At 72.2% G+C, this 19,608-nt stretch carries 16 protein-coding genes and 1 pseudogene; 14 read left to right on the top strand and 3 right to left on the bottom strand.

Annotation, left to right across the window (positions count from 1 at the left end):
* The first annotated feature begins 7 nt into the window (after window positions 1–7).
* From AB0H53_RS00765 to AB0H53_RS00800, 8 genes are all read left to right on the top strand, one after another.
* Window positions 8–985, top strand: coding sequence for an ABC transporter permease (locus tag AB0H53_RS00765; protein ID WP_362105010.1), 978 nt, complete (start codon window positions 8–10; stop codon window positions 983–985).
* A 10-nt stretch (window positions 986–995) separates the two neighbouring features.
* Window positions 996–2,057 (top strand): ABC transporter ATP-binding protein, encoded by a 1,062-nt coding sequence (locus AB0H53_RS00770; RefSeq protein ID WP_362105013.1) that lies wholly within the window; start codon window positions 996–998, stop codon window positions 2,055–2,057.
* 24 nt (window positions 2,058–2,081) lie between these two features.
* A complete protein-coding gene (locus AB0H53_RS00775; RefSeq protein ID WP_362105016.1) occupies window positions 2,082–3,260 on the top strand; it encodes a dipeptide ABC transporter ATP-binding protein in 1,179 nt (392 codons plus the stop codon).
* Between the two features lie 187 nt (window positions 3,261–3,447).
* The gene (locus AB0H53_RS00780) at window positions 3,448–5,082 is read left to right on the top strand and encodes an ABC transporter substrate-binding protein (protein WP_362105019.1); all 1,635 of its coding nucleotides are present in this window, start codon (window positions 3,448–3,450) and stop codon (window positions 5,080–5,082) included.
* A 28-nt stretch (window positions 5,083–5,110) separates the two neighbouring features.
* Window positions 5,111–6,034, top strand: a complete 924-nt coding sequence (locus AB0H53_RS00785) for an ABC transporter permease (protein ID WP_362105022.1) — start codon at window positions 5,111–5,113, stop codon at window positions 6,032–6,034.
* Window positions 6,027–7,040, top strand: a complete 1,014-nt coding sequence (locus AB0H53_RS00790) for an ABC transporter permease (RefSeq protein ID WP_362105025.1) — start codon at window positions 6,027–6,029, stop codon at window positions 7,038–7,040. Before AB0H53_RS00785 ends, AB0H53_RS00790 begins: the two co-directional genes overlap by 8 nt.
* A gap of 14 nt (window positions 7,041–7,054) precedes the next feature.
* Window positions 7,055–8,047, top strand: coding sequence for an ABC transporter ATP-binding protein (locus tag AB0H53_RS00795; protein WP_362105028.1), 993 nt, complete (start codon window positions 7,055–7,057; stop codon window positions 8,045–8,047).
* Window positions 8,031–9,089 carry a dipeptide ABC transporter ATP-binding protein gene (locus tag AB0H53_RS00800; protein ID WP_362105031.1) on the top strand — a complete coding sequence of 353 codons (1,059 nt, stop codon included), beginning with the start codon at window positions 8,031–8,033 and terminating at the stop codon, window positions 9,087–9,089. Before AB0H53_RS00795 ends, AB0H53_RS00800 begins: the two co-directional genes overlap by 17 nt.
* A gap of 148 nt (window positions 9,090–9,237) precedes the next feature.
* Here the strand turns inward: AB0H53_RS00800 and AB0H53_RS00805 are convergent, their stop codons facing one another.
* The gene (locus AB0H53_RS00805; protein WP_362105034.1) at window positions 9,238–11,364 is read right to left on the bottom strand and encodes a prolyl oligopeptidase family serine peptidase; all 2,127 of its coding nucleotides are present in this window, start codon (window positions 11,362–11,364) and stop codon (window positions 9,238–9,240) included.
* Window positions 11,365–11,520: 156 nt separating this feature from the next.
* Between AB0H53_RS00805 and AB0H53_RS00810 the strand changes: the two genes are divergently transcribed.
* The 6 genes and pseudogenes from AB0H53_RS00810 to AB0H53_RS00835 all read left to right on the top strand — a co-directional run bounded on the left by AB0H53_RS00810 (window position 11,521) and on the right by AB0H53_RS00835 (window position 17,339).
* Complete coding sequence (locus tag AB0H53_RS00810; RefSeq protein WP_362105037.1) at window positions 11,521–11,715, top strand: hypothetical protein; 195 nt, start codon at window positions 11,521–11,523, stop codon at window positions 11,713–11,715.
* 39 nt (window positions 11,716–11,754) lie between these two features.
* On the top strand, window positions 11,755–12,666 hold the full coding sequence (mshB, locus tag AB0H53_RS00815) for an N-acetyl-1-D-myo-inositol-2-amino-2-deoxy-alpha-D-glucopyranoside deacetylase (RefSeq protein WP_362105040.1): 912 nt from the start codon (window positions 11,755–11,757) through the stop codon (window positions 12,664–12,666).
* Window positions 12,663–13,064 (top strand): DUF6113 family protein, encoded by a 402-nt coding sequence (locus tag AB0H53_RS00820; RefSeq protein ID WP_362105043.1) that lies wholly within the window; start codon window positions 12,663–12,665, stop codon window positions 13,062–13,064. Before mshB ends, AB0H53_RS00820 begins: the two co-directional genes overlap by 4 nt.
* 142 nt (window positions 13,065–13,206) lie before the next feature.
* Window positions 13,207–15,363, top strand: coding sequence for a hypothetical protein (locus AB0H53_RS00825; RefSeq protein WP_362105046.1), 2,157 nt, complete (start codon window positions 13,207–13,209; stop codon window positions 15,361–15,363).
* Between the two features lie 539 nt (window positions 15,364–15,902).
* Window positions 15,903–16,064, top strand: a pseudogene (locus AB0H53_RS00830) (DUF397 domain-containing protein); the annotation flags it as partial.
* A gap of 90 nt (window positions 16,065–16,154) precedes the next feature.
* Window positions 16,155–17,339: a phospholipase D-like domain-containing protein gene (locus AB0H53_RS00835; RefSeq protein WP_362105619.1), complete on the top strand. Its 1,185-nt coding sequence runs from the start codon at window positions 16,155–16,157 to the stop codon at window positions 17,337–17,339.
* Window positions 17,340–17,668: 329 nt separating this feature from the next.
* On the opposite strand, the gene AB0H53_RS00840 is transcribed toward AB0H53_RS00835, so the two are convergent.
* Together AB0H53_RS00840 and AB0H53_RS00845 are read right to left on the bottom strand one after the other, a co-directional pair.
* Window positions 17,669–18,493, bottom strand: a complete 825-nt coding sequence (locus tag AB0H53_RS00840) for a transglutaminase-like domain-containing protein (RefSeq protein ID WP_362105048.1) — start codon at window positions 18,491–18,493, stop codon at window positions 17,669–17,671.
* Window positions 18,494–18,498: 5 nt separating this feature from the next.
* Window positions 18,499–19,500, bottom strand: a complete 1,002-nt coding sequence (locus AB0H53_RS00845; protein WP_362105051.1) for a GNAT family N-acetyltransferase — start codon at window positions 19,498–19,500, stop codon at window positions 18,499–18,501.
* Between the last annotated feature and the right edge of the window lie 108 nt (window positions 19,501–19,608).

A 19,608-nucleotide genomic window follows, 5' to 3' on the forward strand; every position in this document is an offset into this window, starting at 1 on the left:
ACCAGCCATGTTTCAATTCCTTCTGCGCCGGACGCTCGGCGCAGTCCTGATTCTTTTCTTGATCAGCGCCTTCACCTTCTTCATGTTCTTCGCCGTCCCGCAGGACCCGGCCCTGCTGGCGTGCGGCAAGAACTGCACCCCGGACGCGCTGGCGGTCATCCACAAGAACCTCGGCCTCGACCAGCCGGTGGTGGTGCAGTTCTGGAACTACATGGTCGGCATCTTCGCCGGGCGTGACTTCTCGGTCGGCCACTGTGACGCCCCCTGCTTCGGTGTCTCGTTCAACAACCAGCAGATGGTCTGGGACACGATCATCGACCGGCTCCCGCTCACCATCTCGCTCTCGCTCGGCGGCCTGATCGTCTTCCTGATCGTCGGTCTCGGCGCGGGCATGATCGCGGCCTGGCGCAGGGGCACGGCCGTCGACAAGATCTTCAGCGGCGGCTCGCTGGTGCTGTCCTCGATGCAGATCTACTTCCTCGGCCCGGTCGTCCTCGGCATCTTCGTCTACAGCACCGGCTGGCTCGACAAGCCGAAGGACGTGCCGATCACCGAGAGCCTGAGCGGCTGGTTCATGGGTCTGCTGATCCCATGGCTGGTGATGTCGGTCATCTTCACGGCCAACTACACCCGCATGGCCCGCTCCACCATGATCGAGCAGCTCCAGGAGGAGCACGTCCGCGCCGCCCGCGCCAAGGGCATGAGCGGCCGGTACGTCTTCTTCCGCTACGCCTGGCGAGGCTCGCTCATCCCGATCGTCACCATCCTCGGCATGGACCTGGGCGCGCTGTTCGGCGGTGCCATGGTCACCGAGATCACCTTCGGCCTGGCAGGCATCGGCCGGCTGGCGCAGCAGTCGGTACTCGACAAGGACCTGCCGCTGACCATGGGCGTCATGGTCTTCAGCGCCGCCCTCATCCTGCTGTTCAACATCATCGTGGACGCGCTGTACGCCATCATCGACCCGCGCGTGCGTCTGTCCTAGGAGAACGACCGTGACCACACTCACCAAGACCGAGGACGCCCCGGCCCCGACCGAGTCGGACGCGTTCCTGTCGGTGCGCGACCTGCGTGTCCAGTTCTCCACCGAGGACGGCATCGTCAAGGCCGTGGACGGGCTCTCCTTCGACCTCCAGCGCGGCAAGACCCTGGGCATCGTCGGCGAGTCCGGCTCCGGCAAGTCGGTGACCAACCTCAGCATCCTGGGTCTGCACAACCCGCGGTCCACGAAGATCACCGGCTCGATCGAGCTGGACGGCGAGGAGCTCGTCGACGCTTCGACCAAGCGGCTGGAGACGCTGCGCGGCAACAAGATGGCGATGATCTTCCAGGACGCGCTGACCGCCCTGTCGCCGTACTACACGATCGGCCGGCAGATCTCCGAGCCGTTCCGCAAGCACACCGGGGCCAGCAAGAAGGAGGCGCGGGACCGGGCCGTGGAGATGCTCGGCAAGGTCGGCATCCCCTCGCCGCAGACCCGGGTCGACGACTACCCGCACCAGTTCTCCGGCGGTATGCGCCAGCGCGCGATGATCGCCATGTCGCTGGTCTGCAACCCCGAGCTGCTGATCGCCGACGAGCCGACCACCGCGCTGGACGTGACCGTGCAGGCGCAGATCCTGGACCTGCTCAAGGACCTCCAGCAGGAGTTCGGCTCCGCGATCATCCTGATCACCCACGACCTGGGCGTCGTGGCCAACACGGCCGACGACCTGCTGGTGATGTACGCCGGCCGGGCGGTCGAGCGCGGCTCGGTGCGCGAGGTCCTCAAGGCGCCGCAGCACCCCTACACCTGGGGCCTGCTCGGCTCGATGCCGCAGCTCTCCTCGGACGTGTCCGAGCCGCTGCGCCCCATCCCCGGCTCCCCGCCCAGCCTGCTGAACCCGCCCGCCGGCTGCCCGTTCAACCCGCGGTGCGAGTACCGCGACCTGGTCGAGGGCGACCGCTGTGTGACCGAGCGCCCGCTGCTGCCCGCCGGCCGTGGCGCGGCGTGCCACCTGTCCGCCGAGCGCAAGCAGCAGGTTTTCATCGAGAACATTCAGCCCCGGCTGGGCTGACGACCGGCAACTGGGGCTATCACCATGAGCGAGAACAACACCACCAAGGCCGCCGCCGACGCGGTTCCGGCGCAGCGCGGCGCCGCAGCGGCCCAGCCGCTGCTCGAAGTGAAGGGACTGACCAAGCACTTCCCGATCATGGGGGGCTTCCCCATCAAGCGGAAGGTCGGCGCGGTCCAGGCCGTCGACGGCGTGGACCTCAGCGTCTACCCGGGCGAGAGCCTGGGGCTCGTGGGGGAGTCGGGCTGCGGCAAGTCGACCACCGGCAGGCTGCTCACCAGGCTGCTGGAGCCGACCGGCGGCACGATCTCCTACCGCGGCCAGGACATCACGCACGCCAACCGCAAGCAGTTGGCGCCGGTCCGGTCCGAGATCCAGATGATCTTCCAGGACCCGTACGCGTCGCTGAACCCGCGTCAGACGGTCGGCACCATCATCTCCGGCCCGATGGAGATCAACGGCATCAACCCGCCCGGTGGCCGGGAGAAGCGGGTGCGCGAGCTGCTGGAGACGGTGGGGCTCAACCCCGAACACTACAACCGCTTCCCGCACGAGTTCTCCGGCGGCCAGCGGCAGCGCATCGGCGTGGCGCGGGCACTGGCGCTGGAGCCGAAGCTGATCGTCGCCGACGAGCCGGTCTCCGCGCTGGACGTCTCCATCCAGGCGCAGGTCGTCAACCTGCTCCAGGAGCTCCAGCGCGACATGGGCATCGCGTTCGTGTTCATCGCGCACGACCTGGCGATCGTCCGGCACTTCTCGGAGCGCGTCGCCGTGATGTACCTCGGCAAGATCGTGGAGGTGGCCGACCGCGACTCGCTGTACAACCGTCCGCGCCACCCCTACACGCACGCCCTGCTGTCGGCGGTGCCCGAGGCGGACCTGGACATCGAGCGCAAGGAGCGCATCCGGCTCTTCGGTGACGTCCCGTCGCCGATCAGCCCGCCGTCGGGCTGCCGCTTCCGTACGCGGTGCTGGAAGGCCCAGGACGTCTGCGCCACCGAGGAGCCGCCGCTGGTGCAGATCGCGGGCAACCGCGAGGGCCACCTCACGGCCTGCCACTTCCCGGAGGAGCCGTCCACCGAGAAGCGCGGCGAGGACATCGTCCTGGACCCGGCGCTGGCCTCGCTGGAGCAGGTCCCCGGCGCGGCCACCGCGCCGGACACCACCCCGGGTACCGCGAAGGACGCCCCGGACGCGTCCTGACGTCTCCTGAGTCTCCCGCCGTCTCCCGGTACGCCGGAGGGCCCCGCACCGCGCGACACGCGGTGCGGGGCCCTCCGGCGTACCACGTGCCCGATGCCACCCTCGTGGACGCGGTGGGCGTGCGGTTCGTACCGCTATGGGGTGATATGTGGGCCTAGGGGAGACCCAGGCCGACAGGAGGCACTCCATGCGCGGAGCCACGCACCCCCGGTGGTCCCAGGCCCGGTGGGCCGTCTGCGCGGTGGCCGTGGCGCTCGCGGCGACCGCCTGCGGCGGAGGGGGCCGGGCCGGCGGTGCCGACGGGATCGTGAGCTCCTCCTGGGGCGACCCGCAGAACCCCCTGGAGCCCGCCAACACCAACGAGGTGCAGGGCGGCAAGGTCCTCGACATGCTCTTCCGCGGCCTCAAGCGGTACGACCCGAGGACCGGCGAGGCCAGGGACATGGTCGCCGAGCGGATCGAGACCACCGACTCCAGGAATTTCACCGTCACCCTGAAGGACGGCTGGACCTTCAGCAACGGTGAGAAGGTCACGGCCAGGTCCTTCACCGACGCCTGGAACTACGCCGCGCACGTCGACAACAAGCAGAACAACGCCCCCTTCTTCAGCGACATCGTCGGGTACGACGAGGTCCACCCGGCCGCCGGCAAGGCCACCGCGCGGACCATGAGGGGCCTGGTGGTCAAGGACGAGCGGACCTTCACCGTCGCCCTCAAGGACCGGTTCTCCACCTGGCCCGAGACGCTCGGCTACCAGGCGTTCATGCCCCTGCCGCGGGCGTTCTTCACCGCGCACGACGCCTGGCTGGACAAGCCCGTCGGCAACGGCCCGTACGCCATCGCCTCGTACACCAGGGGCAGCGGCATGAAGCTGCGCCGGTGGGACGGGTATCCCGGAGCGGACAAGGCGCGGAACGGCGGCGTGGACCTGGTCGTCTACACCGACAACAACACCGCCTACACCGACCTGATGGCCGGCAACCTCGACCTCGTGGACGACGTCCCCGCCCAGCAGCTCAAGAACGTCGCCGACGACCTGGGCGACCGCTACATCAACCAGCCCGCCCTGATCGTCCAGACGCTGGTCTTCCCGATGTACGAGCCGGCCTGGGCCAGGGCCGGGATGGAGAAGGTCCGCCGCGGCCTGTCCATGGCGATCAACCGTGAGGAGATCACCAAGCAGATCTTCCAGGGCACCCGCACCCCCGCCAAGGACTGGACCTCCGTGGCCCTCGGCGACAACGGGGGCTTCCAGGACCTGTGCGGCGACGCCTGCGCGTACGACCCCGCGCGGGCCAGGCGGCTGGTCGAGGAGGGCGGCGGCCTGCCCGGCGGCCGGGTCGCGCTCACCTCCAACGTGGACACCGGCTCGCACCGCGCCTGGATGGACGCCGTCTGCAACAGCGTCAACAACGCGCTGGGCAAGGGCGCGGTGTGCACCGTCAACCCCGTGGGCACCTTCGCCGACTTCCGCAACCAGCAGACCGCGTACAAGCTGAAGGGGCCGTTCCGCTCCGGCTGGCAGGCCGACTACCCGCTCATCCAGAACTTCCTGGAACCGCTGTACTACACCGGCGGTTCCTCCAACTACGGCAGGTTCAGCGACAAGCGCTTCGACGCCCTCGTCGACAAGGCCAACAGCGAGACCGACCAGGCCGAAGCCGTCGAGGACTTCCGGGACGCGGAACGGATCCTCGCCGAGCAGATGCCCGCCATCCCCCTCTGGTACCAGAACGGCAGCGCCGGCTACTCCGAGCGGCTCTCCGAGGTGACCCTCAACCAGTTCAGTGTCCCGGTCTACGACCGGATCAAGGTCAGTTGACGCCCCCTCCCTCCGATCCGGAGCTCCCATGGGACGCTATGTGATCCGGCGGCTGCTCCAGATGGTCCCGGTCTTCATCGGCAGCACGTTCCTGATCTTCTTCATGGTGTACGCGCTCGGTGACCCGGTCGCGGCGCTCTTCGGCGACAAGGCGCCCGACCCCGCCACCGCCGCCCGTATCCGCCGGGACCTGTACCTCGACCAGCCGCTGTGGAAGCAGTACCTGCACTACATGGGCCAGATCTTCCAGGGCGACTTCGGCACCGCCTTCAACGGCCAGCGGGTCACCGAGCTGATGGCGTCGGCGTTCCCGGTCACCCTGCGGCTCACCCTGGTGGCGATCGCCATCGAAATCGTCGTCGGCGTCACCTTCGGGGTCGTCAGCGGCCTCAAGCGGGGGCGGCCCCTGGACACCTCGCTGCTGGTCCTCACCCTGGTGGTCATCTCGGTGCCCACCTTCGTCTCCGGCTACCTGCTCCAGTTCCTCTTCGGGGTGAAGTGGGGCTGGGTACGCCCCTCCGTCTCGCCCGACGCCCGCGTGGACGAGCTGATCCTGCCCGGTGTCGTGCTGGCGCTGGTCTCGCTCGCCTACGTCACCCGGCTCAGCCGTACCTCCATCGCCGAGAACGTCCGCGCCGACTACGTCCGCACCGCCGTCGCCAAGGGCCTGCCGCGCCACCGGGTCATCACCCACCACCTGCTGCGCAACTCGCTCATCCCGGTGGTCACCTTCATCGGCGCCGACATCGGCTCGCTGATGGGCGGCGCCATCGTCACCGAGCGGATCTTCAACATCCACGGCGTCGGCTACCAGCTCTACCAGGGCATCCTGCGCAACAACGCGCCCACCGTCGTCGGCTTCGTGACGATCCTGGTGATCGTCTTCCTCCTGGCGAACCTGTTCGTCGACCTGCTCTACGCGGTCCTGGACCCGAGGATCCGATATGCCTGAGCCGTTCGAGAAGCCGTTCGAGAAGCCGCCCGGACCGCCGCCCGGGCAGCCGTACGAGCCGTTCGGCAGGCCGCGCGAGGCGGTCGCGCCGACCGGCGCGGGCGGCGCCATGGACCTGGCCATGAGCGAGGCCGAGACCCTGGAGCGCCCCGACACCGGCAGGCCGCGCAGCCTGTGGACCGACGCCTCGCACCAGCTCCGCCGCAACCCCGTCTTCCTCGTCTCCGCGCTGCTGATCGTCTTCCTGGTCCTGATCGCCCTCTGGCCGGGCGTCCTGACCGCCGGCGACCCGCTCCACTGCGACCTGTCCAAGTCGCAGGCCGGCCCGGCGCCGGGCCACCCCTTCGGGTACGACACCCAGGGCTGCGACGTCTACACCCGCACGGTGCACGGCGCCCGTGCCTCCATCACCGTCGGCGTCTGCGCCACCGTCGGCGCCGCCCTGCTGGGCAGCCTGCTGGGCGGGCTCGCCGGGTTCTTCGGCGGCTGGTGGGACGCCCTGCTGTCGCGGACCGCCGACGTCTTCTTCGGCATCCCCGTGGTGCTGGGCGGACTGGTCTTCCTGTCGGTCGTCACCAGCTCCACGGTGTGGCCGGTGGTCGGCTTCATCGTGCTGCTCGGCTGGCCGCAGGTGGCCCGGATCGCCCGGGGCGCGGTCATCACCGCCACACAGCACGACTACGTGCAGGCGGCGCGGGCGCTCGGCGCCGGCAGCGGGCGCACCCTGCTGCGCCACGTCGCCCCCAACGCCGTCGCCCCGGTGATCGTCGTGGCTACCATCGCGCTCGGCACCTACATCGCCCTGGAGGCCACCCTGTCCTTCCTGGGCGTGGGCCTGCGGCCGCCCACCGTCTCCTGGGGCATCGACATCTCCAACGCCGCCCCGCAGATCCGCAACGCGCCGCACATGCTGCTGTGGCCGGCCGGGGCACTGAGCGTCACCGTGCTGGCCTTCATCATGCTCGGCGACGCGGTGCGCGACGCCCTCGACCCCAAACTGCGCTGAGGAGGGCCGCCGACATGTCCGACACCCTGCTGGAGGTACGCGACCTGTACGTGGAGTTCCGTACCCGCGACGGGATCGCCAAGGCCGTCAACGGCGTGAGCTACCACGTCGCCGCGGGGGAGACGCTCGCCGTGCTCGGCGAGTCCGGCTCCGGCAAGTCCGTCACCGCGCAGGCCGTCATGGGCATCCTCGACAGCCCGCCCGGCCGGATCACCGGCGGTGAGATCCTCTTCCAGGGCCAGGACCTGCTGACCCTCAAGGAGGACGCCCGGCGCCCCATCCGCGGGGCCGGGATGGCGATGGTCTTCCAGGACGCGCTGTCCGCCCTCAACCCCGTCCTCACCGTGGGCGACCAGCTCGGCGAGATGTTCACCGTCCACCGCGGCATGTCGCGCAAGGACGCCCGGGCCAGGGCGGTCGAACTGATGGACCGGGTCCGGATCCCGGCCGCCAAGGAGCGCGTCCGTCAGTACCCGCACCAGTTCAGCGGGGGCATGCGCCAGCGGATCATGATCGCGATGGCCATGGCGCTGGAGCCCGCGCTGATCATCGCGGACGAGCCGACCACCGCCCTGGACGTGACCGTCCAGGCCCAGGTCATGGACCTGCTGACGGAGCTGCGGCGGGAACTGGGCATGGGCCTGGTCCTGATCACCCACGACCTGGGGGTGGTCGCCGACGTCGCCGACCGGATCGTCGTGATGTACGCCGGGCGGATCATCGAGAGCGCGCCCGTCCACGAGATCTACCGGGCCCCGGCCCACCCGTACACGGTCGGCCTGCTGCGGTCCGTCCCGCGCCTGGACCACAAGGGCCGGGAGCTGTACGCCATCAAGGGCCTGCCGCCCAACCTGACGGACATCCCACCCGGCTGCCCCTTCCACCCGCGCTGCCCGCGCGCCCGGGACGTATGCCGCGCCGACGTACCGCCCCTCCTGGAGGTCTCCCAGGACCGGGGCAGCGCCTGCCACTTCTGGGAGGAGACCCTCGATGCCGCAGCACGGTGAGCCGCTCCTCCAGGTGCGGGAGCTGGTCAAGCACTACCCGCTGACCCGGGGCGCGGTGTTCCGGAAGCAGGTCGGCGCGGTGAGGGCGGTCGACGGCGTCTCCTTCGGCCTGCGCGCCGGCGAGACGCTGGGCGTCGTCGGTGAGTCCGGCTGCGGCAAGTCCACGGTCGCCCGGATGCTGGTCGGCCTGGAGCGGCCCACGGCCGGGCGGATCCTCTACAAGGGCGAGGACCTCGCCGGGCTGTCGGGCCGCGCCCTGAAGGCGGTCCGGCGCAACATCCAGATGGTCTTCCAGGACCCGTACACCTCGCTCAACCCGCGCATGACGGTCGGGGACATCATCGGGGAGCCGTACGAGATCCATCCCGAGGTGGCGCCCAAGGGCGACCGGCGCCGCAGGGTACGGGAGCTGCTGGACGTCGTCGGCCTCAACCCCGAGTACATCAACCGCTATCCGCACCAGTTCTCCGGCGGCCAGCGCCAGCGCATCGGGATCGCCCGCGGCCTGGCCCTGCGGCCCGAGATCATCGTCACCGACGAGCCCGTCTCGGCGCTCGACGTCTCCGTACAGGCCCAGGTGATCAACCTGCTGGAGCGGCTCCAGGGCGAGTTCGGGCTGAGCTACGTCTTCATCGCGCACGACCTGTCGATCGTCCGGCACATCTCCGACCGGGTGGCGGTGATGTACCTCGGCAGGATCGTCGAGACCGGTACGGACGCCGAGATCTACGACCATCCCACCCACCCGTACACCCAGGCCCTGCTGTCGGCGGTTCCGGTCCCCGACCCCGGGGCCCGCGAGCGCCGGGACCGGATCCTGCTCGCCGGTGACGTGCCCTCGCCGGCCGACCCGCCCTCCGGCTGCCGCTTCCGCACCCGCTGCTGGAAGGCCCGCGAGAAGTGCGCCGTCCAGGTGCCGCCGCTGGCGGTCCCCGCCCACCTGGCGCTCGGGGACACCCCGGCGGGGCACGACTCGGCGTGCCACTACGCCGAGGAACGGCACGTCGTCCCGGCCCAGGAGGAGTCGGCCCGGCCGGCATGACGGGTGATGGCCCGCCACATTGATTGACCCGCCCGCAACTCGGCCGACCCCGCACCGATATGCGGACACGGCACGCTGGACGCCGTACGGCCGTGCGGGTGCCGTGGACCGGCCGGGGCGACCACGGGGCGCCCCGGCCGGTCGTGCGTCACGCCAGGCCCAGCGAGCGCTTCAGGAAGTCCACCTGGAGCAGCAGCAGGTTCTCCGCGACCTGCTCCTGCGGCGTCATATGGGTCACCCCGCTCAGCGGCAGCACCTCGTGGGGACGGCCCGCCGCCAGCAGCGCCGAGGACAGGCGCAGGGTGTGGGCCATCACCACGTTGTCGTCCGCCAGCCCATGGATGATCATCATGGGCCGGGCCGGCTCCTCCGGCGGCACCAGACCGTCGTCGGTGACCAGCGAGTTCGCCGTGTACACCTCCGGCACCTCGGCCGGGTCACCCAGGTACCGCTCGGTGTAGTGCGTGTCGTACAGCCGCTGGTCGGTCACCGGGGCGCCCACCACCGCCGCGTGGAAGACGTCCGGCCGCCGCAGGACCGCCATCGCGGCCAGGTAACCCCCGTACGACCAGCCCCGGACGGCCACCCTGCCCAGGTCCAGCGGGTACCGGTCCGCCAGCCCGTGCAACGCCTCCACCTGGTCGTCCAGCGTCAGCGTCAGCCGGTGCTTGACCGCCTTCTCCCAGGCGGGCGAGCGACCCGGCGCGCCCCGTCCGTCCGCCACGACGACCGCGAAGCCCTGGTCGGCGAACCACTGGGAGGTGAGGTACGGGTTGTGCGCGGCCACCACCCGCTGGCCGTGCGGCCCGCCGTACGGGTCCAGCAGCACCGGCAGCGGCCCGTCGCCCTCCCGGTGGCCGCGCGGCAGCAGTACCGCGCACGGGATCCGGTGCGGGCCCGACTCGGTCAGCTCCAGCCGGGGCGAGAACGCCGGCTCCTCCGCGTAGGAGGCGATCTCGGCCACCGGCTCACCGTCGCGCAGCACCCGTACGCGGGTACCGGGCCGGTCCGGCCGCGCCGACGCCAGCACCGTCACCGGGCCGCCGCGCACCGCCGAGTGGACGCCCGGGCCCTCCGAGAGCCGTTCCACACCCAGCTCGTTGACCCGGTAGACGTGGATCTCGCCGATCTCCGGCGCGGCGGCCTCCTCACCCGCCGACGCCGACACCAGGACGTCGTTGTCACCGACGTCCAGCACCGCCCGGAGCTGCGTCGGCGCCCCGGTCAACGTCCGGTCGCCCACCGCCAGCACCCGGGCCCCGCCCTCGTCCGCGACCCGCACCAGCCGCCCGTCCGGGGCCCACGCCGGCGCCCCGGCGATCAGTTCCAGCCAGTCCGGGTCCTCGTCCACGTGCACCGTGCGCGTCGCCCCGGATCCGGTGTCCACCGCCAGGTACCGCTGGGTGCGCTGGTCCCTCGCCTGCACCAGCAGCAGCGGCGCCCCGGCGGACGACCAGTGCACCCGGGCCAGATAGGGGAAGCGCGTCCGGTCCCACGTCACTTCCGTGCGGGTGCCGTCCAGGCCGATCAGACACAGCCGTACGTCGGCGTTGGCCGTACCGGCCGCCGGATAGGCCACCCGCGCCGGCTCCCGGTCCGGGTGCGCCGGATCGGAGATCCACCACCGCTGTACGGCGCTGTCGTCGACCCGTGCCACCAGCAGCCGGTCCGACTCCGGCGACCACCAGAAACCGCGCGAGCGGGCCATCTCCTCGGCCGCCACGAACTCCGCCAGCCCGTAGGTGACGTGCTCGCCGTCCGGCTCCGCCAGCGCCCGGTCGCCGTCCCCCTCCGCGCCGGTCACCCGCAGGACGCCGTGGGACACATAGGCGATGTGGCACCCGTCGGGCGACGGGCGCGGATCGATCACCGGTCCCCGGGCGGGCAGTTCACGCGCCGTCCCGGCGCGCAGCTCGGCGGTGAACAGCCGCCCCGACAGCGTGAAGGCGGCCAACTCCACGGCGGCGTCCACCGCGTAGCCCACGATGCCGCCCGCGCCCTCCCGGCTGCGTTCGCGGCGGGCCCGCTCCTCGGGCGACAACTCCTCCCGGGCGCCGCCCAGCAGAGCCCCGGGATCGGCGGCCACGCGCTCGCGCGCCTCGTCCCCGAGGTCGAGCACCCACAGCTGGTGGGAGCGTTCCGTCCCGGAGGGCGACCGCAGGAAGACCACCCGCGATCCGTCCGGTGACACGGTGAACGCGCGTGGTGCGCCCAGTGAGAAGCGCTGGGTCCTGGCGTACTGGCGTGGAAACGAGAGCTGTTGCCTGGAGGTCATGTGGCCGAACCTATCGGCCGTGCGCCCCCCGTGCTGCCGTGCACCGATCAATGCGTGGGGACGGATAGTTATGATCCGTAGCGCCGGGTGGGTATGTACCGACCGGCACATGCGCGTGGCCCGGTCCCGACCGAATATTTATGGAGGTGAACCGCCGTGGCACTCTCGATTTCGGCGGTGGTGCTGCTGGCGATCGTCGTCTTCCTGTTGATCCGGAAATCCGGCCTCAAGGCCGGACACGCGGCGGTCTGCATGCTGCTCGGCTTCTACCTGGCGAGTTCCTCCATCGCCCCCACCATCAGCGAGCTGACGACCAACGTGGCGGGGATGATCGGCGGCATCAAGTTCTGACCCGGACGTTTTCGGTCCGGTTGCTCTTAGAGTGTCCGTATGACGGATCTTCCCGCCCGTCGTCTGCTGTTGGTGCACGCGCACCCCGACGACGAGTCGATCAACAACGGCGCCACCATGGCCAGGTACGCGGCCGAGGGTGCCCACGTCACCCTGGTGACGTGTACACGCGGCGAGGAGGGCGAGGTGATCCCGCCCGGCCTCGCCCATCTGGCACCCGACCGCGAGGACCGGCTGGGCCCGTATCGCACCGGTGAGCTGACCGCCGCGATGAAGGAGCTGGGGGTCACCGACCACCGCTTCCTGGGCGGGCCCGGCCGGTTCCGCGACTCGGGGATGATGGGTACCGAGCAGAACCACCGCGAGGGCGCCTTCTGGCGCGCCGACGTGGACGAGGCCGCGCCGTTCCTCGTGGAGGTGATCCGCGAGGTCCGTCCGCAGGTCCTCGTCACCTACGACCCGGACGGCGGATACGGCCACCCCGACCACATCCAGGCCCACCGGGTGGCCATGCGCGCCGCCGAGCTCGCCGCCGACCCCGGCTACCGCGCGGACCTGGGCGCCCCGCACGCCATCGACAAGATCTACTGGAACCGGGTGCCGCGCGCGGTCGCCGAGGAGGGCTTCGCCCGGCTGCGGATGACCGCGTCCTTCCCCGAGGTGGGCGCCGTCGGGGACCTGCCCGGTGTGGTCGAGGACGACCGGATCACCGCCGAGATCGACGGCACCGCCCATGTGGCGCAGAAGGCGGCGGCGATGCGTGCCCACGCCACCCAGATCGCCGTGCGGGAGCCCTTCTTCTCGCTCTCCAACAAGATGGGCCAGCCCATCTTCCCGACCGAGTACTACGAGTTGGTCCAGGGCCGCTGCGGTGCGCCGGCCGGCGAGCGGGAGCACGACCTGTTCGCCGGCCTGGCGGGAGCGGCGGCCGAGGCGGAGGTGACGCCATGACCGGCACCGGGATGTGGCGACCGCCGCGCCCGAGCCCCGGGCGGATCGCCGTCTGTCTGGGCCTGGCGGTCCTCGGCGCGGTGGTGGGCCTGGCGGGCTCGCTGGTCCAAGCGGGCTGGTTCCCGGGCGGGTTGCTGCTGGCCCTGGCCGGCACCGCGGCCCTCTTCTACGGCGGGTTGTGGGCCACCGGCACCCAGGCGGGTGTGGCGGCGCCGGGCGCGGGCTGGCTGGTCACCGTCGTGGTGCTCAGTTTCGGCCGTCCCGAGGGCGACGGCGTCTTCGGGGGCGAGGTCGCGGACCTGGTGTATCTGCTGGGCGGCATGGCCGTCGCTGTGATGTGCGCCACGCTGACCCGGATGCCGCAACGGACCGGCCCGGCCGGACGACTTGGCGTGTGACGTGCCCGGACTTCGGGCGGAATGACCGTTCTTGTTCGCCCGGTCGCGGGATGCGTGTCCGTGGTGGCCAGTATGGTGGTGCGCGCCGCCGAGCGCCCGCGGGTGTGAGAGCGGGCGGCGGAGCCAACCGGGAGAACCTGCTTTGAGTCGTGAAACTGACAGTTCGTCCTCCGGCCCCCAGGGGCGTGGCGGAGCCGCGTACCCCTCGGGGACACCGCCGTACGGATCCGGCCAGTATCCGTCGCCGCACCCGACGCAGGACGCTCCGGAGGAAGCCGATCGGGCCGCCGCCGCGGAGCCGGACGAGCCGAGGACCGAAACCACACTGACCACCCGCATCCGGATCAACATCCCCGGGTCGCGGCCGATCCCACCGGTCGTCATGCGCAAGCCGGTGGGCGAGGCGGACGCGGCGGCGGGGACGGGCCCGGCCGGCCGGGACGCCGGGCGGACGGGCAGCACGCCGCGTCCGGCGGCCCAGGAGGCGGCCACGCGGCCCGCGTCGCCCGCGCAGCCCGCACGGGCCGCCGGGGAGCCGTCGGCCGAGGAGACGGCGACCAGCGACTGGTTCGCCCCCCGCAAGCCGCCCACGCCCACGCCGCCGCCCGCTCCGGGTGCCGCCGCGCCCGGTGCCGCCGCCCCGGCCGGGCCGGCGCAGGCCGGGCAGGCCCAGGGCGCCGCCCCGCTCGGCGTGCCCGCGCCCGGCGGCCCCCGTGGCTCCGGCGGGCACGACGCGCCCGGCCGCGGTGCCGGCTCGCCGTACTTCTCCGACGCGCCCGGCGGGCCCGGCGCCACCGGCGCGCCAGGTGGCCCGTCCCGTCCCGGGGCGCCCGATGCCGGCGGCTCCCTCCAGGACGACCCCGCCTCGGGCGCCGACACGCCCGCCCGCCCCAGCGGCCCCACCACCGGGCCGGTCACCGGGAGCAGCCCCCTGGGCGCGCCGCCGGCGGGTGCCGGGCCCCGGATGTCCGACGACACCGCTGTACCGACCCCGCAGCCGTCCGCGCCCGGACCCGTCCGGCCCCCGGCCGGCGGCCAGGTCTCCGGTGACACCCTGACCAGCGGCCTTCCCGTGGTCCCCGCGGACCACGCCGCGCCGTCGCCGTTCCCGATGTCCGGACCCGCCCAGGTCGCCACCGGCCAGGCCGGCCCGGCCGACTACACGGGCCACGACGGGTACGGCGGCTACGACAGCCGTGACGGCTACGACAGCCGTGACGGCCAGGACGGCCGTGACGGCTACGACGGCTACGACGACCGCGCCGGGCAGGGCGGCCACCGCGCCCCCGAGCCGCCCGCTCCGGCGCCCGCAGCGCCCGCGCCCGCCGCCCGTGCGACGCAGCCCAAGAAGAAGGGCCGCTCCAAGCTGGTCCTCCTGGGCGCCGCCGTGCTCGGCCTGGCCGGCGTGGCGTACGGCGCCGGGTTGCTGCTCAACCACTCCGAGGTGCCCAAGGGCACCACGGTCCTCGGTGTCGACATCGGCGGCGGCACCAAGGAGGAGGGCGTCCTCAAGCTCCAGTCCGCCCTGGGCAAGCGCGCCTCGGCGCCGCTCCAGCTCTCCGTGGGCGGAAAGAAGGAGGAGTTGGCCCCGGACAAGGCCGGTTTGTCCCTGGACAGCCAGGAGACCGTCCGGGCCGCGGCGGGCAGTGACTACAACCCGGTCTCGGTGATCGGCTCCCTCTTCGGCGCCGAGCGAGTCGCCCAGCCGGTGATCCCGGTGGACGAGGAGAAGCTGGGCGTCGCGCTGACCGACCTGGCGGGAGTCTCCGGCTCGGCCACCGAGGGCACGATCAAGTTCGAGCCGGGCAAGGCCGTCGCCGTACCGGGCAAGGCGGGCAAGGCCCTGGACGTGCGGCGTTCGATGATCTCGGTACGGGACGCCTACCGTGCCCAGGTCGAGACCGGCCGGGCCAATGTGGTGGAACTGCCCGTCGTCGCCAAGGAACCGACGATCACCAAGGCCGAACTGGACCGGGCGATGAAGCAGTTCGCCGAGCCCGCGATGTCCGATCTGGTGACCATCAAGGCCGGCGGCCGGCAGATCCAGTTCGGCCCGGGCAGGTCACTGCCGAAGATCCTGTCCATGAAGCCGGTCGACGGCCGGCTGGTCGAGGTCTACGACAAGCAGGCGATCAACACGCTGCTGGACGGCGTGTTCGACGGCGTCATGATCACCAAGGGGGACGGCAAGAAGCACCAGGTCTCCGCCGACGACGTGGCGCACGCCCTCCAGACGGCGCTGCTCGGCAAGACCCCCGCCGAGCGCACCGAGACGATCGAGCTCGACCCCAAGGGCTGACACGCCCCGCCCGACGCCCCTGCGTCGGCACCGGCACCGGCCCCAGGAGCCCCCGCCCCGATTCGGAGCGGGGGCTCCGGCGCGCCTGCGACCCGCTTGGCTCCGAGCCCGTCAGCCGGGGGTGTACGGCGTGCCCCCCGTCGGGCGTGAGGGGCGGAACACGCATCGGCGCGGCCCTCCGCGAAGGCCGTGACCGCGGGAAGGCCGCGGCCGCCGTGGGGGCGCGCCTCCCGCTCCCGCCGCCCGCTCCGATAGGCCGGATCGAGCCCGCCTCCGGCTGCCGGTCCCGGGCCCCTCGGGTCTGCCCGGGGCGGCGCACCGCCCGCACTCGCAGGGCGGGTAGCGCACCCCGGAGGGGATCGGGACGACCCCGCGTTCCGGGCGGTGGGCGGTCGTGGGGCCCCAGGTGCGGCCGTCGTCGCGGGAGACGCGGAGCGTCATCACCACGGCCTCCGTACCGCCGCTGCTTCCGCTGGAGCCAGTGCTGGATCTCCTCGGTCCCGGTGGGGGAGGCGGGACGGAGGTCCTGTACGCGGACGGTGGCGACGAAGTGGACGAACCGGACCCGCCGCCACTCGCCCTCCTCGTGGCGACGCCTGGAGGTCGGCGACGGCCGCGCCGCCTGCGTCCCCGTGCGGGACAGCAAGGCCCCGCACGGCTCCGCCGTGGTCTTCGGCCCCGGAGCCCGGAGCTCCTTCGTGGGCGCCGTCAAGGGTGGGCGGGTCCTTCGGCTCCGCTTCCCGCCGGTACAGTCGGCAGGCCGACCAGTCGACCGGCCAGGAGATCACGTCATGACCGTGCGGGAACAGGAGTGCTCAGCGGCGGGGCCGAGCCAGCGGATACGCCGCCGTCTGGAGCGGTTGATCGGTATCGCCGCCACCGAGGGCAACGCCCTGGTGGCACTGCGCAACGGCGACGAGATCTTCGGCGCGATGCTGGAGAGCATCCGCTCCGCCCGGCACACCGTGGACATGATGACCTTCGTCTACTGGCGGGGCGACATCGCGCGCGAGTTCGCCGAGGCGCTGGCCGAGCGGGCCCGTGCCGGGGTGCGGGTGCGGCTGCTGCTCGACGGCTTCGGCAGCCGGCTGATCGAGAAGCGACTGCTGCGCTCCATGGACGAGGCGGGCGTGACGATCGCGTGGTTCCGCAAGCCGCTGTACCTCTCGCCGCTCAAGCAGAACCACCGCTGCCACCGCAAGGTGCTGGTCGTGGACGAGCGGGAGGCGTTCACCGGCGGGGTCGGCATCGCCCAGGAGTGGTGTGGCAACGCCCGTAACGAGAACGAGTGGCGCGACACGCACGTCAAGGTGAGCGGGCCGGCGGTGGACGGGATCGCCGCCGCGTTCGCCCAGAACTGGGCGGAATGCCATGACGAGCTGTTCGACGAACGGGATCGTTTCATCGAGCACGAGGCGCGCGGCGACGCCGTCGTCCAGGTGGTGCGGGGGTCGGCGAGTTTCGGCTGGCAGGACATGCAGACGCTGTTGCGTGTCGTCCTGGAGTCCGCCGAGCGGCGTGTGCGGCTGGCCACCGCCTACTTCGCCCCCGACGAGTACTTCATCGAGCTGATATGCGCGACCGCGCGCCGCGGGGTGGAGGTCGAGATCCTGCTGCCGGGCCCGCACACGGACAAGCGCGTCTGCCAGCTCGCCGGCCAGCACTACTACGAGGCGCTGACCGGGAGCGGGGTGCGCATCTACCAGTACCAGCCGACGATGATGCACGCCAAGGTGGTCACCGTGGACGGTGTGGCCGCGCTCATCGGCTCCACCAACCTGAACCGCCGCTCCCTCGACCACGACGAGGAAGTGATGCTGGCCGTGCTGGACACCGCCTTCACCGCGACGCTCGACCAGCACTACGACGAGGACCTGGAACACAGCGTCCTGATCGAGGAGGGCCGCTGGAAGAGACGCCCGGTCGCCCAGCGGGTGCGGGAGGCCGCCATCCTGCCGATCCGGCGCTTCCTCTGACCTCCGCGCCCCCGGCTCGCCGGTCGGGTGACTCCGCGGCGGGCCGGCACGTCCGGCGCGGCCCGGGGGCACGCGTGCCGACATGAACGCTCGGACACCGGCCCTGCGTCTCGGTGCCGCCCCCGCCGTGTGCGCCGTGACCGGCTCCGGTGTGCGGGTCACCGCGTGCGGTATCGACCGTGAGCCGCACCACGGCCGACCGGGACCGACCGTGACGGCGACCACGGCTGGGGGGACCGGCCGTGACGGTGACCGTGTGCCGCGACGGCACCCGCCCGCGCCTGGCCGTGTCGGCCCGGCGTGCCGACACCGGCCGCCCCCCGCACCGGTCAGTTCAGCATCGCGCGCGCCGCCCGGGCCAGCTCGCGGACCTTCTCGGCGGCCACCGGCTCCACCGCGTCGACCACCTCGGCATAGGCGTCCATCTCCGCCGCGCCCGTCAGGAAGTCGCCGCGCTGGATCAGCAGCTCGGCCCGTTCGTAGCGCAGCCGGGCCGAGTGGGAGGGCAGCAGCAAGGACAGCTCCACCGCCCACAGGGCGACGTCCGTGCGCTCGGGGCGGGCCGCCGCCCAGACGCGGATGTTGTTCAGGACGCGCAGCACGATGTCGAGCGGGTCGGCGGGCAGCAGCATCGACGCATCCAGCCTCTCCCCGGTGGCGCCCACCACCAGCAGCTCGGCGTCCGCCCCGGTCAGCGGCCGGCCCCCGGCGAACGGGTCGGCCAGCACCTGCTCGCCCGGGTCGCCGAAGCCGACCACGAAGTGGCCGGGCAGCGCGACCCCGTACACCGGCGCACCCGCCCGCCGCGCCACCTCCATCCAGACCACGGACAGCAGGATGGGCAGGCCCCTGCGGCGGCGCAGCACCTCGTGCAGCAGCGAGGACTCCAGGCGCTCGTAGTCACCGGGGGTGCCGTGGAAGCCGCAGCGCTCGCCGAGCAGGCCGGCGAGCGCGGCCACCCAGGCGTGCGGATCCTTCGCCCCGAAGGGCAGCATTCCGGCCAGCCGGTCCAGCTCGATCTCGGCGGCGTCCAGCCCGGCCTGGTCCAGCTCCGGGTCCGCCTCCGTGCCCATGAGCAGGCAGAGGGTCGCCAGGTCGGGCCGCTCCTCGCGGGCCTCGGCGGCGAAGCGGTGCCGCCATTCGGTGGTGCGCATGTGCCTCACGTACCCGGATGGGGGGATCGGAAGTGGTGGTAGTGGTGATGGAGGGCGAAGCCCATCCCGTCGTACAGGCCGCGTGCCCCGTCGTTGTCCGTCTCCACCTGGAGCCAGGCCGCCGACGCGCCCTCGTCCAGCGCCGTACGGGCCAGCGCCGCCATCACGGCCGTGGCCAGGCCCCGGCGGCGGTGCTCCGGGTCCACCTCGACCGCCATGAAGCCGGCCCACCGCCCGTCGACCACACACCGTCCGATGGCGGCGGGCACGTCGCCCTCGCCCGGCACGGTGGCGAACCACACGGACGGCCCACTGCCCAGGACCTTCAGCACATGTGGTCCGGGCACACCGGACCGCTGGTAACGGTGGAGCCACGCTTCGTCCACGGACCGGGACAGCCGTACGCCCTCGGTGGCGAGGTCCGCGATCGGCGCCAGCGCCCCGATCCGCACCTCCGCCGTCACCTCGCGCCGCCAGCCCCGCTCCTCCAGCGCCGCGCACAGCCGCTCCTGGGTGCCCTCCGCCCCGGTGGCCGCCTGGACGTACGCGGGCAGGCCCCGCTCCGCGTACCAGGCGTCCACCCGGGCGAGGGCCCCGTCCAGGGGCAGGCCCGGATCACCGAGCGGCAGCACCGAGTTGGCCCGCCGGGTGAACCCGCCGGCCGCCCGCAGCGTCCAGTCGCCGAGCGGCTCGCTCTCCACCGGTTGCCAGGCCCGTGCCGCCACGCGCGCCAGCTCCGGGAAGCCCGCCGCCGGGCCCCTCCGGCGGGCCGGTGCGGCGGGCACCACCTTTCCCGCCACCACCGCCGACTCCGGGATACGGACGCTCTCACCGGTCCGCCGTGTGATCAGCAACACACCGTTGTCCCATGATGTGAGAACGCCGACCGTGTCGGTGAACGCCTCCCGCTGCGCACCCGGGTCGCCCAACCGGCGGACGGAGACGCGTTTGCCCACGTCGGAAGGGCTGATCCGGACCTCCAGCCGTCCGCCCGCAGTGAATTCCACAGCTCTGTCCGCCCCTCCTGTTCGGTTAGTCCCCAAGAACGGAGATACTAGGTGCGGGCATCGACGACGCCGCGCTCCCGCGCAGACCAGCCCTACCGAGGAGGAACG

It is taken from the genome of Streptomyces sp. NPDC050856 (genome assembly GCF_040653855.1).
Classification (GTDB): Bacteria; Actinomycetota; Actinomycetes; order Streptomycetales; family Streptomycetaceae; genus Streptomyces.